This window comes from Microbacterium sp. HJ5 (genome assembly GCF_054824025.1).
On sequence record NZ_JSYE01000033.1, the window covers coordinates 13,631 to 27,174 of the forward strand.

General features: G+C 69.0%; 12 protein-coding genes. 4 read left to right on the forward strand and 8 right to left on the reverse strand.

Annotated elements, in window-relative coordinates; genetic code table 11:
* Positions 1-101: 101 nt before the first annotated feature.
* From OB08_RS14195 to OB08_RS14230, 8 genes are all read right to left on the reverse strand, one after another.
* A complete protein-coding gene (locus OB08_RS14195) occupies positions 102-1,217 on the reverse strand; it encodes an adenosine deaminase (protein ID WP_461475810.1) in 1,116 nt (371 codons plus the stop codon).
* Between the two features lie 89 nt (positions 1,218-1,306).
* Positions 1,307-2,599, reverse strand: a complete 1,293-nt coding sequence (locus tag OB08_RS14200) for a thymidine phosphorylase (RefSeq protein ID WP_461475812.1) — start codon at positions 2,597-2,599, stop codon at positions 1,307-1,309.
* Positions 2,596-2,997: a cytidine deaminase gene (locus OB08_RS14205; RefSeq protein ID WP_461475814.1), complete on the reverse strand. Its 402-nt coding sequence runs from the start codon at positions 2,995-2,997 to the stop codon at positions 2,596-2,598. The genes OB08_RS14200 and OB08_RS14205 overlap by 4 nt, the downstream gene beginning before the upstream one ends.
* A 78-nt stretch (positions 2,998-3,075) precedes the next feature.
* The gene (locus OB08_RS14210; RefSeq protein WP_461475816.1) at positions 3,076-4,368 is read right to left on the reverse strand and encodes an ABC transporter permease; all 1,293 of its coding nucleotides are present in this window, start codon (positions 4,366-4,368) and stop codon (positions 3,076-3,078) included.
* Positions 4,365-5,732, reverse strand: coding sequence for an ABC transporter permease (locus tag OB08_RS14215; protein ID WP_461475894.1), 1,368 nt, complete (start codon positions 5,730-5,732; stop codon positions 4,365-4,367). The genes OB08_RS14210 and OB08_RS14215 overlap by 4 nt, the downstream gene beginning before the upstream one ends.
* 17 nt (positions 5,733-5,749) lie before the next feature.
* Positions 5,750-7,270 (reverse strand): ABC transporter ATP-binding protein, encoded by a 1,521-nt coding sequence (locus OB08_RS14220; protein WP_461475818.1) that lies wholly within the window; start codon positions 7,268-7,270, stop codon positions 5,750-5,752.
* A 100-nt stretch (positions 7,271-7,370) separates the two neighbouring features.
* A complete protein-coding gene (locus tag OB08_RS14225) occupies positions 7,371-8,498 on the reverse strand; it encodes a BMP family lipoprotein (protein ID WP_461475820.1) in 1,128 nt (375 codons plus the stop codon).
* Positions 8,499-8,649: 151 nt separating this feature from the next.
* A complete protein-coding gene (locus OB08_RS14230; protein WP_461475822.1) occupies positions 8,650-9,765 on the reverse strand; it encodes a mannose-1-phosphate guanylyltransferase in 1,116 nt (371 codons plus the stop codon).
* A 235-nt stretch (positions 9,766-10,000) separates the two neighbouring features.
* Between OB08_RS14230 and sdhC the strand changes: the two genes are divergently transcribed.
* Genes sdhC through OB08_RS14250 form a run of 4 tightly spaced genes read left to right on the forward strand, consistent with a single transcriptional unit; the run spans position 10,001 to position 13,534 of the window.
* A complete protein-coding gene (sdhC, locus tag OB08_RS14235) occupies positions 10,001-10,435 on the forward strand; it encodes a succinate dehydrogenase, cytochrome b556 subunit (RefSeq protein WP_461475824.1) in 435 nt (144 codons plus the stop codon).
* Entirely contained in the window at positions 10,435-10,887 is a 453-nt protein-coding gene (locus OB08_RS14240; protein ID WP_461475826.1) for a succinate dehydrogenase hydrophobic membrane anchor subunit, read from the forward strand. Before sdhC ends, OB08_RS14240 begins: the two co-directional genes overlap by 1 nt.
* Positions 10,888-10,919: 32 nt before the next feature.
* Positions 10,920-12,746: a succinate dehydrogenase flavoprotein subunit gene (gene sdhA / locus OB08_RS14245; protein WP_461475828.1), complete on the forward strand. Its 1,827-nt coding sequence runs from the start codon at positions 10,920-10,922 to the stop codon at positions 12,744-12,746.
* Positions 12,746-13,534: a succinate dehydrogenase iron-sulfur subunit gene (locus tag OB08_RS14250; protein WP_461475830.1), complete on the forward strand. Its 789-nt coding sequence runs from the start codon at positions 12,746-12,748 to the stop codon at positions 13,532-13,534. Before sdhA ends, OB08_RS14250 begins: the two co-directional genes overlap by 1 nt.
* The last annotated feature ends 10 nt before the right edge of the window (positions 13,535-13,544 follow it).

Sequence of the window (13,544 nt, forward strand, 5' to 3'; positions counted from 1 at the left end):
CTCTGGCGACAGAAAGTGGGACATGCGCGGGCTGCGCGTGAGTGCTCCGTACCGCGGTGCGCGGTCCGCACCGGGAGCGACTCGGCGAAGCCCTCGACGAGCTACTCGGCGAAGCCCTCGGCGATCAGCTCGATGAGCTCCTCGCGCTCCTCGACGGGGAGGAACGCCCCGGCGGCGGCGTTGAGCTGGAAGGACTCGAGGTCGTCGAGGCCGTAGTCGAACGTCTCGACCAGCAGCGCCAGCTCGCGCGTCAGCGACGTACGGCTCATCGTGCGGTTGTCGACGTTCACGGTGACCGAGAAGCCCAGCTGGTAGAGGAGGTCGAAGGGGTGGTCCTCCATCGTCGTGCCCCACGCCGCGATGGCGCCGGTCTGGAGGTTCGACGACGGCGAGAGCTCGAGGGTGACCTCGCGGTCGCGGACCCAGCGGGCGAGGTCGCCGAACTGCACCAGCACCTCTTCGCCCGCGCGCGAGACAACCTCGAGGTCCTCGGCGATCCGCACCCCGTGGCCGAGCCGCAGTGCGCGGCCGTCGATCAGCGCCGAGCGGATCGAGTCGAGACCGGCCGCCTCGCCGGCGTGCACCGTCGCCGGGAAGAACTGCGCCGCGAGATAGTCGAACGCCTCGCGGTGGTTCGACGCGGGGAAGCCGTCCTCGGGGCCTGCGATGTCGAAGCCGACGGCTCCGCGCGTGCGCCAGTCGACGGCGAGCTTCGCGATCTCGAGGGAGCGGTCGGTGTGACGCATCGCGGTGATGAGCTGACCGACGCGGATGTCGCGCCCTGCCCGCTCTGCGGCGTCCTCGCCCTCCTCGATGCCCTCCTGCACGGCGGCGACCACGTCGTCGAGCGACAGACCGCTCGCCAGGTGCTGCTCGGGAGCCCACCGCACCTCGCCGTAGATCACGCCGTCGGCGGCGAGGTCCTCCACGAACTCGCGCGCGACGCGCGTCAGGCCCTCGCGGGTCTGCATGACCGCCGTCGTCAGATCGAACGTCTTCAGGTACTCGACGAGGGATCCCGAGTCGCTCTTCTCGGAGAACCAGTCCGCGAGGTCGTCCGCGTCCGACTCCGGGACCTCGAGTCCGATGGCGTCGGCGAGCTCGATGATCGTCGCCGGCCGCACGCCTCCGTCGAGGTGGTCGTGCAGCGAGACCTTGGGCAGCTCACGGATCGAGACTCCGTCGAGGACGGCGTCTCCGTGCTGGTCGATGGGCATTGGTCTCTCCTCGGAGATCGGCTGTCGGTCGTCGGTGTCGGTCGGTGAGGGCGGTCGGGCCGTCGAGTGAGGGAGCGGATGCCGCGCCCTCAGGCCGTGATCCGTTCGAGGACGAGCGGGGCCGGGGCCGGGGCATCCGTCCCGATCGCCCACGCGCCCTCGAGAGCGTCGAGCGCCCGTTCGAATCGGGTGTCATCGTGGCCGAGCAGGGTGAACAGCGGCTGACCGGCGGCGATCTCGTCACCCCGCTTGACGTGCAGGTCGATGCCCGCGGCGTGCAGGACCGGGTCTTCGGCGCGCGCGCGTCCGGCACCGAGCCGCCATGCGGCGATGCCGAACGGGAGCGCCTCGAGGCTCGTGACGAAGCCCGACTCCGTCGCGGTGACGGTGTGCGTCTCGCGGGGCTCGGGCAGCGGGGCGTCCGGGTCGCCGTCCTGCGCGCGGATCATGTCGCGCCACACGTCCATCGCCCGACCGTCCTTCAGCGCGGCCTCGACGTCGGCGTCGGGCTGACCGGCGAGAGCGAGCATCTCTCGGGCGAGGGCCACGGTCAGCTCGACGACGTCGGCAGGGCCTCCGCCCGCGAGGACCTCGACCGACTCGCGCACCTCGTTGGCATTGCCGATCGCGAGACCGAGCGGAGTGTTCATGTCGGTGAGGAGGGCGGTCGTCGCGACACCCGAATCGGTGCCGAGCGCCACCATCGTCCGGGCGAGCTCACGGGCCCTGTCGACGTCGCGCATGAAGGCGCCGGAGCCGAACTTGACGTCGAGCACGAGCGAGTCGGTGCCTTCGGCGATCTTCTTCGACATGATGCTCGACGCGATGAGCGGGATCGCCTCGACCGTTCCGGTGACGTCGCGCAGGGCGTAGAGCTTCTTGTCGGCCGGGGCGAGGCCCGACCCGGCGGCGCAGATCACGGCACCCACGTCGCGCAGCTGGGCGAACATCTCGTCGTTGGACAGCGCGGCGCGCCAGCCGGGGATCGACTCCAGCTTGTCGAGGGTCCCGCCCGTGTGACCGAGACCGCGGCCGGACAGCTGCGGCACCGCGACCCCGAAGGCGGCGACCAGGGGGGCGAGCGGCAGCGTGATCTTGTCGCCGACGCCGCCCGTCGAATGCTTGTCGACCGTGGGCTTGCCGAGCCCGGCGAAGCTCATGCGCTCCCCCGAGGCGATCATCGCGTCGGTCATCACGCGGATCTCGTCGCGCGCCATGCCGTTGAGGAGCACCGCCATGGCGAACGCCGCCATCTGCGAGTCGGCGACGTAGCCGCGCGTGTAGGCGTCGACCATCCAGCGCAGCGCGTCCTCCGGAACGGCGCCCCCGTCGCGCTTGGTGCGGATGACGTCGACGGCGTCGTGCGGTTCCACCGCCGTCATCGCCCCGCCTCCTCGAGATCGCGTGGCCCGAACGCGTCGGGGAGCACCTCGTCGATCGTGCGGATGCCCGACACGGTCTCGAGCAGCATCCCGGGGATCGCGAATTCGTACAGGAGCTGGCGACAGCGACCGCACGGCATGATCGTGTCGCCGTGCCCGTTGACGCAGACGAACGCGACGAGGTTGCCGCCCCCCGATGCGTGCAGCTCGCTCACCAGACCGCACTCGGCGCACAGCCCGATCCCGTAGGAGGCGTTCTCGACGTTGCACCCGGTGACGATGCGGCCGTCGGTGACGAGCGCTGCGGCGCCGACCTTGTAGCGCGAGTACGGCGCGTACGCGCGGCGCATCGCGTCCGTCGCGGCCGCGCGCAGCTCATCCCAGTCGATGTCGGTCACGAACGGCCTCTCTTCGGGTCGGTATCAGGAGGGTCGGATGCCGCGGCCCGAGGGCCGCCGATTGCGATCGAGGTCATGTCAGCCCTTGATGTACGGCTTGCCCGCCGCCGCCGGTCCGCGGATCTGCCCGGCGAACCCGGCGACCGCGACGATGGTCACCACGTACGGCAGCATCAGCATGAACTCGCTGGGGATAGGCGTCTTCAGCACCGTCAGCAGGTTCTGGAGGTTGGTGGCGAAGCCGAAGAGGAGCGCCGCGAGCGTCGCGCGGAGCGGGTCCCACCGACCGAAGATGACCGCGGCGAGGGCGATGAAGCCGAGGCCCGCCGTCATCTCCTTCGTGAACTGCGGCACCGACACGAGGGTGAAGTACGCGCCGCCGATGCCGGCGATCGCGCCGGCGAGGGACACGTTCCAGAAGCGGCTCGTGTTCACCTTGATGCCGACGGTGTCGGCGGCCTGAGGGTGCTCGCCGACCGCGCGGAGACGGAGGCCCCAGCGGGTGCGGTAAAGGCCCCACGCGACGATCGCGACCGTGAAGTACATGAGGTACACGATGAAGGTCTGGTTGAACAGCACGGGCCCGATGATCGGGATGTCGCTCAGCACCGGGATCTCCCAGCGCGTGAAGCTGACCGGCCGGTTGAGCGTCGCCTCGTTCGGCACCAGCAGCGCGCCGTAGAGGAAACCGGTGAGTCCGGCGACGAGGACGTTCAGCACGACGCCGACGATCACCTGGTCGACGAGGTACTTGATCGAGAACGCCGCGAGCACGAAGGAGACGAGGACGCCGCCGACCATCGCGCCGACCAGGCCGACGAAGGGGTTGCCGGTGATGCTCGCCAGGAGCGCCGCGCTGAACGCGCCGAGGAGGAACTGACCCTCGATGGCGACGTTCACGACACCCACCCGCTCGCCGATGACGCCGCCGAGCGCGCCGAAGATCAGCGGCACCGAGAGCGACAGCGCACCCGCGAGCAGGCTCGTGACGGGCACGAAGGCGGGCGCGGAAGCAGCCGCCCAGGTGAGGAACGCGAAGATCGCCAGCACGCCGAAGACGATCGGCAGCCACATTCCGGCCCGACGATACGACCAGGCATCCCACACCGCCCACAGCGTGAGGAGGAAGAGGACGACCAGCACCCCCCAGCACGTCGCCGCGGCCGGGACGCTGATATCGGGGAGCGCGATCGCCGACGAGCGGTCGCCCAGCCGGAAGGTGCTCACGCCGCCGCGCGGGACGAGGAGGAAGAGGAGGAACAGCAGGATGGTCGCGATGCCTAGGCTGATCGCGAGCTTCCAGTGGCGGACCTTGATGGTCGCGAGCTGGATCGTGCCGTCTGCGGCGGTCGAGGGTGCGAGCGTGGTCATGCGGCCACCGCCTTCTTCGCGGCCTTGGCTCGCGCCTTGGCGGCCTTCTCGGCATCGGTCTTGGGCAGGAAGAAGATCGTGCGCACGAGCGGCGGCGCGGCGATGAACAGCACGATGAGGGACTGCACGACGAGGACGATGTCGGTGGGGATGTCCTGCGATGCCTGCATCGTGAACGACCCGGCCTTGAGCGCGCCGAACAGGATGCCGGCGGCGAACACGCCCCACGCGCGGCTGCGACCGAGCAGGGCGACGGTGATCGCGTCGAAGCCGATGCCGGCGTCGATGTAGCCGTCGAAGCCGCTCGTGACCGAACCCTGGATCTGGTTCATCGCCGCAAGGCCCGCGAGGCCGCCGGCGAACAGCATCGCGTAGATGTACATGCGCTGCACCGAGATGCCCGCGGCGCGCGCGGCGTGCGGGTTCTCGCCGACGGCGCGCAGCCGGAACCCGAGGCTCGAGCGCTCGACGAGCCACCACACGAACACGGTCGCCGCGATGACGATGACGAAGCCCCAGTCGAGCAGCGGGAAGCGCGGCCCGAGCAGGTCCGGGAACTGCGCGCTGGGCGGTGTCGGGTCGGAGATCGGCTGATCCTCCGCCGCGCGCTGCAGCAGCCCCGGCGTGCGCACCATCCACGCCACGAGGTAAAACGCGACGTAGTTGAGCATGATCGTGAGGATCACCTCGTGCGCACCGGTGCGTGCCTTGAGCACACCCACGATGCCACCCCAGATCGCACCGCCCGCGATGCCGGCGGCGAGCGTGAGCGGCAGGTGGATGAACATCGGCAGGTCGAGGTTGAACGTCACCAGCGCGGCGACGGCGGCGGCGATGAGCATCTGACCGCGACCGCCGATGTTGAACAGGCCGACGCGGAACGCCAGGGCCACGCCCAGGCCGGCCGCGATCAGCGGCGCCGCGAATCCGAGCGTGTTCGTGAGCGGACGGATCTGCGTCAGGAAGTCGGGCGCGCGCGGGTTGTAGATCGCTCCGCGGAAGAGCGCCTCGTAGCCGCCGTAGACCGAGTTCCAGATGGCGACGAACGTGTCGCCCGGACGGGCGAAGAAGTAGACGGATGCCGCGCGCACATCCTCGTCGGTGACGGCCATCAGGATGCCGCCGACGATCATGGCGGCCACGATCGCGAGGATCGTGGTCACCCAGTTGCTGCGCAGCATCTCCTTGATGACGACGTTCTGCCGCGGCGGGGGCGGGACCTCGCCGGCCGGGGCCGTCCCCGCCGGGGCCGTCCCCGGCGCGGTCACGGCGACAGCCTCGGGCGTGCCCGTCAGCGGTCCCGACACCGTCGGCAGCTGCTCGGGCGGAAGACCTCGCGTGGGCTCGGACGCGCCCGGCGTCATCCCCTTGCCGTCGTCGCTCACGCCGCCACCCCGTTCCCCGGCGTCTCGCCCGCCATCATCAGACCCAGCACGTCGCGCGGGGTGTCGCCGGGCACGATGCCCACGATCGCGCCGCGGTACATCACCGCGATGCGGTCGGCGAGGGCGGCGACCTCGTCGAGTTCGGTCGAGACGACCAGCACCGGCACGCCGGCGTCGCGCGTCTCGACGATGCGCGTGTGGATGAACTCGATCGAGCCGACGTCGACGCCGCGCGTGGGCTGCGCGGCGACGAGCAGCTTGAGCTCGCGGCTCATCTCCCGCGCGATGACCACCTTCTGCTGGTTGCCGCCCGACAGGGTGCCCGCCGGGATGTCGGGGCCCTGCGTGCGGATGTCGTACTCCGCGATGCGCGCCTTGGCGAAATCTTCGAGAGCGGCCCGGCGGATGGTCCCGCCACGGACGAACTCGGTGTCGCCCGAGCGATCGAGGATCAGGTTCTCGGCGACCGTGAAGCCTCCGACCAGGCCGTCCTCGGTGCGGTCCTCGGGCACGAACCCGACGCCTTCGTCGAGGATGCCGCGGACGCTCTTGCCGACGAGCTCGACGCCGTCGAGGGTGATGGAGCCGGAGACCCGATCGGCGAGGCCGACGATGGCCTCGACAAGCTCGGTCTGACCGTTGCCCTGAACGCCCGCCAGCGCGAGCACCTCGCCCGGCTTGACGTCGAAGCTGACGTCGTCGACCACCACGGCGCCGGTGGCCGTGACGACCCGCAGGTCGGCGACCGACAGGCCGCCGCCGTCGCCGATCTTCGGCGCATCCTTGTGGACGGTGAGCTGGACCGCGCGGCCCACCATGAGCGAGGCGAGCTCGGCGTTCGTCGCGGTGGGGGATGCCTCGCCGACGACCTTCCCGAGCCGGATGACGGTGATGCGGTCGGCGACCTCGCGGACCTCGCGGAGCTTGTGGGTGATGAAGACGATCGAGGTGCCCTCGTCGCGGAGCTGGCGCATGATCGCCATCAGCTCGTCGGTCTCCTGCGGCGTCAGCACGGCGGTCGGCTCGTCGAAGACGAGCACCTTCGCGTCGCGCGAGAGAGCCTTGATGATCTCGACGCGCTGCTGCACGCCGACGGGCAGGTCGCCGACGATCGCGTCGGGGTCGACCTCGAAGCCGAAGCGCTGCGCGACGTCGCGCACGTGCTGGCGGGCCTTGTTGAGGTCGAGCGCGCCCAGCGCCTTGGTGTCCTCATGACCGAGCATCACGTTCTCTGCGACCGTGAAGACCGGGATGAGCATGAAGTGCTGGTGGACCATGCCGATGCCCGCGGCCATCGCGTCACCGGGGCCTCGGAAATGCTGGACGACGTCGTCGAGGAGGATCTCCCCCTCGTCGGCCTGGTACAGACCGTAGAGGACATTCATCAGCGTGGACTTGCCTGCGCCGTTCTCGCCCAGGAGGGCGTGGATCTCTCCGGGCTGGACCACGAGATCGATGTGGTCGTTCGCGACGAGGGATCCGAAGCGCTTCGTGATCCCACGGAGCTCGAGCTTCATATCTGCACCTTAGTCAGTGTCTCCATCGGGCTGGAAGAACCGCGGCCGGGTGGAGGCATCCACCCGGCCGCGGTCGGCAGTCGGTTCGACTACGTCGAGGTCACTGCTTGGGCGAGCTGGGCGAGGTCACCTCGAGCTCACCCGAGATGATCGCCTCCTGCAGGGCGGCGAGCTCGTCGGCCAGACCCTCGGGAAGCTCCGCCTCGAACGCGCCGAAGCCGGAGAGGCCGACGCCCTCGTTCTCGAGCGTGCCGACGTACGGCGTCACGTCGAAGTCGCCCGTCGCAGCCTGCATGGTCGCGTCGTGGACCGCCACGTCGATGCGCTTCATGATCGAGAAGAGCACCAGGTCGGCGACCGACGGGTCGACGACGGCGAGGTCGGAGTCGACACCGATCAGCAGCGCGTCGGAGCCGGCGTCGTCGATCGCGGCCGCGGCGCTCTGGTAGATCGGGCCGCCGACGGGCAGCAGCACGTCGACGCCCTGGTCGAGGATGCCCTGCGCGGTCTGCTTGGCGGTGTCGTTCGCGGCGAAGCCACCGGTGAACGAGCCCTCCTGGGCCGCGACGTCCCAGCCGACGGTCTCGACCGAGGCGCCCTTGTCTTCGTTGAACTTCGCGACGCCGTCGACGAAGCCGTCCATGAAGATCGTCACGGGCGGGATCTGGATGCCGCCGAAGGTGCCGACCTTGTTGACGCCGGCGGCGTCGGACCACGCGGCCGCGGCGTAGCCGCCGAGGTAGGCGGCCTGAACCGTGTCGAAGAGCAGCGGCTTGATGTTCGGGGCATCCGACTCGCCGTTGAAGTCGGCGTCAGCCGAGTCGTCGATGATCGCGTAGTCGATGTCGGGGTTCGCGGTCGCCGAGGCGATCGTGTCGGCCGAGAGCTTGAAGCCGACCGCGACGATGAACGTGCAGCCCTCGGCCACGAGGTTCTCGAGGTTGGGCGCGTAGTCGTTCGCCGAAGCCGACTCGACCTCGGTGAACTCGACACCGAGCTCGTCGGCGGCCATCTCCATGCCCGTCAGAGCGGACTGGTTGAACGACTTGTCGTTGAAGCCGCCGTCGTCGGACACGAGGCAGGGCTTGAAGCCCTCGACCGCGGCCGGGCCGTCGGACTCGTCGTTGGTCGGGGTCGCCTCCGGGGCGGAGCCACAGCCCGCGAGGGCGACGAGAAGGCCCGCGGCGGCGACGAGGCCGGCAAGCTTCTTGGTGCGTGAGATGGTCAACTCAGCCTCCACTTTTATCGCCCCGCGTCCTTCACGGGGACTGCACAAAGTTACCCAGTGTGACGCCGTGCTTGAAGTCGCGGCGGCACGTCTGGGCCGAATGGTTACAAAGACGCAATATGCCGACACGAGCGGGTGACGGCCGCGGAATTCAGAGCACGTCGCCGCGTCCGTTGAGCTTCAGCGCGTCGACGACGCCCTTCACGCGCTGCGCGTGCTCGCTCGTCGTCACCAGCAGCGCGTCGTCGGTGTCGACGACGACGATGTCGCGCACGCCGATGAGGCTGATCACGCGCGACGTCTGGCTGACGACGATGCCGCTTGCGGCATCCGAGAGGATCCGCGCATTCTCGCCGAGGATCGCGAGGTCGTTCTTGCGCCCGTGCGAGTTGAGCTTCGCGAGGCTGGCGAAGTCCCCCACGTCGTCCCAGTCGAAGTGGCCGGGGATCACGGCGAGCCGCCCGCGCGCGGCAGCCGGCTCCGCGACCGCGTAGTCGATGGCGATCTTCTTGAGCGCGGGCCACACCCGGTCGACCACCGGTCCGCGCCGTTCGCGGTCGTCCCACGCCTCGGCGAGGTCCATGATGCCGGCGTAGAGGTGCGGCTCGTTCTCGGCGATCTCGCCGAGCAGGACGTCGGCGCGGCTGATGAACATGCCGGCGTTCCAGAGGTAGGAGCGGTCCGCGAAGTACTCCTTCGCGGTCTCGAGATCGGGCTTCTCGACGAAGCTGTCGACGAGCGCGGCTTCGGGTGCGCCGTCGACGACCAGCTCGGCACCCTTGCGGATGTATCCGAAGCCGACGGATGCCTCGGACGGCTGGATCCCTATCGTGCAGATGTAGCCCTCGCGCGCGGTCGCGACCGCCTGACGCACCGCCCAGTCGAAGAGGTGCGAGACGCGGATCACGTGGTCGGCGGCGAACGACCCGATGATCACGTTCGGCTCGCGCTTGGCCAGGATCGCGGCGGCGAGCCCGATCGCGGCGGTCGAATCGCGCGGCTCGGACTCGAGGAACACGTTCTTGTCGGGGATGCCGGGCAGCTCCTTCTCGACGGCGGCCCGGTGCGCGCGCCCCGTCACCACTGAGATGCGGTCGGGACCGGCGAGCGGCTCGAGGCGATCCCACGTGTCGCGCAGCAGGGTCTGACCGGAGCCCGTGAGGTCGTGCAGGAACTTGGGGGCGTCTGCGCGCGAGAGCGGCCACAGCCTGCTGCCGATGCCCCCGGCGGGGATCACGGCGTAGAAGTCCTCGATGGGTTCTGGCATGTGCAACAGCGTATCCGCGGCCGCCCCGGAGCCTGGAAAGATCCCGGGTTCTTGCCGCCCGTGAAGGACCCCTCCGGATGGAGCGGACTAAGGCTCCCCTTCGTCGCCGCCACGCGAAATGCGGGAATAGGATGGACGAAGCGCCCGCGTGACGCCGATGGCCCGAGTCTCCAGTGCCGGGCCACCTCAGGGGCATCGTTCCCGCCCCGCCATGTTCGATCCAGGGAGGACGGCCGTGTCTGCACCAGCACGCGTCACACCGTCGGTATCCGAAACCACGTCCCGAGTCCCCCGCGGCACTCTGTACCGCGGGAACGAAGGCATGTGGTCATGGGTGCTGCACCGCATCACCGGCATCGCGATCTTCTTCTTCCTGCTGGTCCACGTGCTCGACACGGCGTTGATCCGCGTGTCGCCCGAGGCCTACGACGCCGTGATCGGCACGTACAAGAACCCGATCATGGGAGTCGGCGAGATCGCCCTCGTCGGAGCCGTCGCGTACCACGCCTACAACGGGCTGCGCATCATCCTGGTCGACATGTGGTCATGGGCGACGCGCCATCAGCGCCAGCTGTGGTGGGGCGTGCTGGGCCTCTGGGCCGTGACGATGCTGGGCTTCGCGCCCCGTCACCTGATGAACGTCTTCGCCGAGATCGGAGGGGGTCACTGATGACTGCGATCGCCGACCCCCGCGCCCCGCGCGCCGCGGTGCGCCGGACGGGCCCCAACCTCGAGAAGTGGGGCTGGATCTACATGCGCGCCTCGGGCGTGCTGCTGATCGTCCTGATCTTCGGGCACCTCTTCATCAACCTGCTCACCGGTGACGGCATCCACCAGATCGACTTCGCCTTCGTCGCCGGCAAGTTCGCCACCCCGTTCTGGCAGTGGTGGGACGTCCTCATGCTGTGGCTCGCTCTGATCCACGGCGCGAACGGCATGCGCACGATCGTCAACGACTACGTCGGGCACGAGACCACGCGCAAGGTGCTCGTCTGGGCCCTGTGGCTGTCGGCGGGCTTCCTCATCGTCCTCGGCACGCTCGTCGTGTTCACGTTCGATCCCTGCATCGGCGTGACCAGCGAGAGCTCGCTGTGGGAGATGTGCCAGAGCGTGGCGAACTGACGAGACCCGACAGAGACCGAAAGCACTCCTACGTGACCACTCAGACCTCGGACAGCTACGTCAAGGACGGCGTCCACTACCACCAGTTCGACATCGTCATCGTGGGCGCCGGCGGCGCCGGCATGCGCGCGGCGATCGAAGCGGGCCCGGGCGCCAAGACGGCCGTCATCTCGAAGCTCTACCCGACCCGCTCGCACACCGGCGCGGCGCAGGGCGGCATGGCCGCGGCGCTCGCCAACGTCGAAGAGGACTCGTGGGAGTGGCACACCTTCGACACGGTCAAGGGCGGCGACTACCTCGTCGACCAGGACGCCGCCGAGATCCTCGCGAAAGAGGCGATCGACGCGGTCATCGACCTCGAGAACATGGGCCTGCCGTTCAACCGCACCCCCGAGGGCAAGATCGACCAGCGCCGCTTCGGCGGCCACACCGCCGACCACGGCAAGACCCCCGTCCGCCGCGCGTGCTACGCCGCCGACCGCACGGGTCACATGATCCTCCAGACGCTGTTCCAGAACTGCGTGAAGCTCGGCATCAACTTCTTCAACGAGTTCTACGTGCTCGACCTCATCACGGTGAAGGATGCGGCGGGCAAGACCGAGATCGCGGGCGTCGTCGCCTACGAACTGGCCACCGGCGATCTGCACGTCTTCCACTCGAAGGCCGTCATCTTCGCGACCGGCGGCTTCGGCAAGATCTTCAAGACCACGTCGAACGCCCACACGCTCACGGGCGACGGCGTCGGCATCATCTGGCGAAAGGGCCTGCCGCTGGAGGACATGGAGTTCTTCCAGTTCCACCCGACCGGCCTCGCGGGCCTCGGCATCCTGCTCACCGAAGGCGCCCGCGGCGAGGGCGCCATCCTGCGCAACGTGTCCGGCGAGCGCTTCATGGAGCGCTACGCCCCCACGATCAAAGACCTCGCGCCGCGCGACATCGTCAGCCGCTGCATGGTCCAGGAGGTCGCGGAGGGTCGCGGCGCCGGCCCGCACCGCGACTACGTGCTGCTCGACTGCACCCACCTCGGTGCCGAGGTGCTCGAGACGAAGCTGCCCGACATCACGGAGTTCGCCCGCACGTATCTCGGCGTCGACCCGGTCGTCGAGCCGGTGCCGGTCATGCCGACCGCGCACTACGCCATGGGCGGCATCCCGACCAACAACGACGCGCAGGTCCTGAGCGACAACACCACCGTCGTCCCGGGCCTCTACGCCGCCGGCGAGTGCGCGTGCGTGTCGGTGCACGGGTCGAACCGGCTCGGCACGAACTCACTCCTCGACATCAACGTGTTCGGCAAGCGTGCCGGCCGCAACGCCGTGGAGTACGTGAAGACGGCTGAATTCGTCGCCCTTCCGGACGACCCGGCCGCAGAGGTGCGCGGGCTGATCGAAGGTCTGCGCAACAACCAGGGCACCGAGCGCATCGCGGTCCTCCGCAAGAAGCTTCAGGACGAGATGGACCGCAAGGCGCAGGTCTTCCGCACGGAGGAGTCGCTCGGCGAGGTGCTCGAGGTCATCGAAGAGCTCCGCGAGCGCTTCAAGAACGTCCACGTCGACGACAAGGGCAAGCGGTTCAACACCGACCTGCTCGAGGCCGTCGAGCTCGGCTTCCTCCTCGACATCGCCGAGGTCGTCGTCGTCACCGCCCGCAACCGCAAGGAGAGCCGCGGCGGCCACATGCGCGACGACTTCCCGAAGCGCGACGACGAGAACTACATGCAGCACACCATGGCGTACCTCACGGGCGACCCGCACTCGTCGCACGCCGAGGACCACATCCAGCTCGGCTGGAAGCCCGTCGTCTTCACGAAGAACGACAAGGGCGAACTGAACTACCCGCCGATGGAGAGGAAGTACTGATGGCGTCGCTCGTCGCTGTGGACACGCCCGCCGAGGCGACCACCGAGGTCGGGACGCCGGCGGACACCGGCATCCAGTCCTTCCTCGTCACGTTCATCATCCGGCGCTTCGACCCCGAGGTCGACGAGGAGCCCCGCTGGGTCGACTACGACGTCGAGCTGTACTCGACCGATCGCGTGCTCGACGCCCTCCACAAGATCAAGTGGGAGGTCGACGGGTCGCTGACGTTCCGTCGCTCGTGCGCCCACGGCATCTGCGGATCGGACGCGATGCGCATCAACGGCCGCAACCGGCTGGCCTGCAAGACGCTCATCAAGGACCTCGACATCTCGCAGCCGATCTACGTCGAGGCGATCAAGGGCCTGCCCCTCGAGAAGGACCTCGTCGTCGACATGGAGCCCTTCTTCGCGTCCTACCGCGAGGTGCAGCCGTTCCTGATCGCGAGCTCGAAGCCCGAGCCCGGCAAGGAGCGCGTGCAGTCCATCGTCGACCGCGAGGTCTTCGACGACACCACCAAATGCATCCTGTGCGCCGCGTGCACCTCGTCGTGCCCGGTGTTCTGGACCGACGGCCAGTACTTCGGCCCCGCCGCGATCGTCAACGCGCACCGCTTCATCTTCGACTCGCGCGACGACGCGGGCGACGTGCGCCTCGACATCCTCAACGACAAAGAGGGAGTGTGGCGCTGCCGCACGACCTTCAACTGCACCGAGGCCTGCCCGCGCGGCATCGAGGTCACGAAGGCCATCGCCGAGGTGAAGCAGGCCGTTCTGCGCGGTCGCCCCTAAGCTTCCGTCT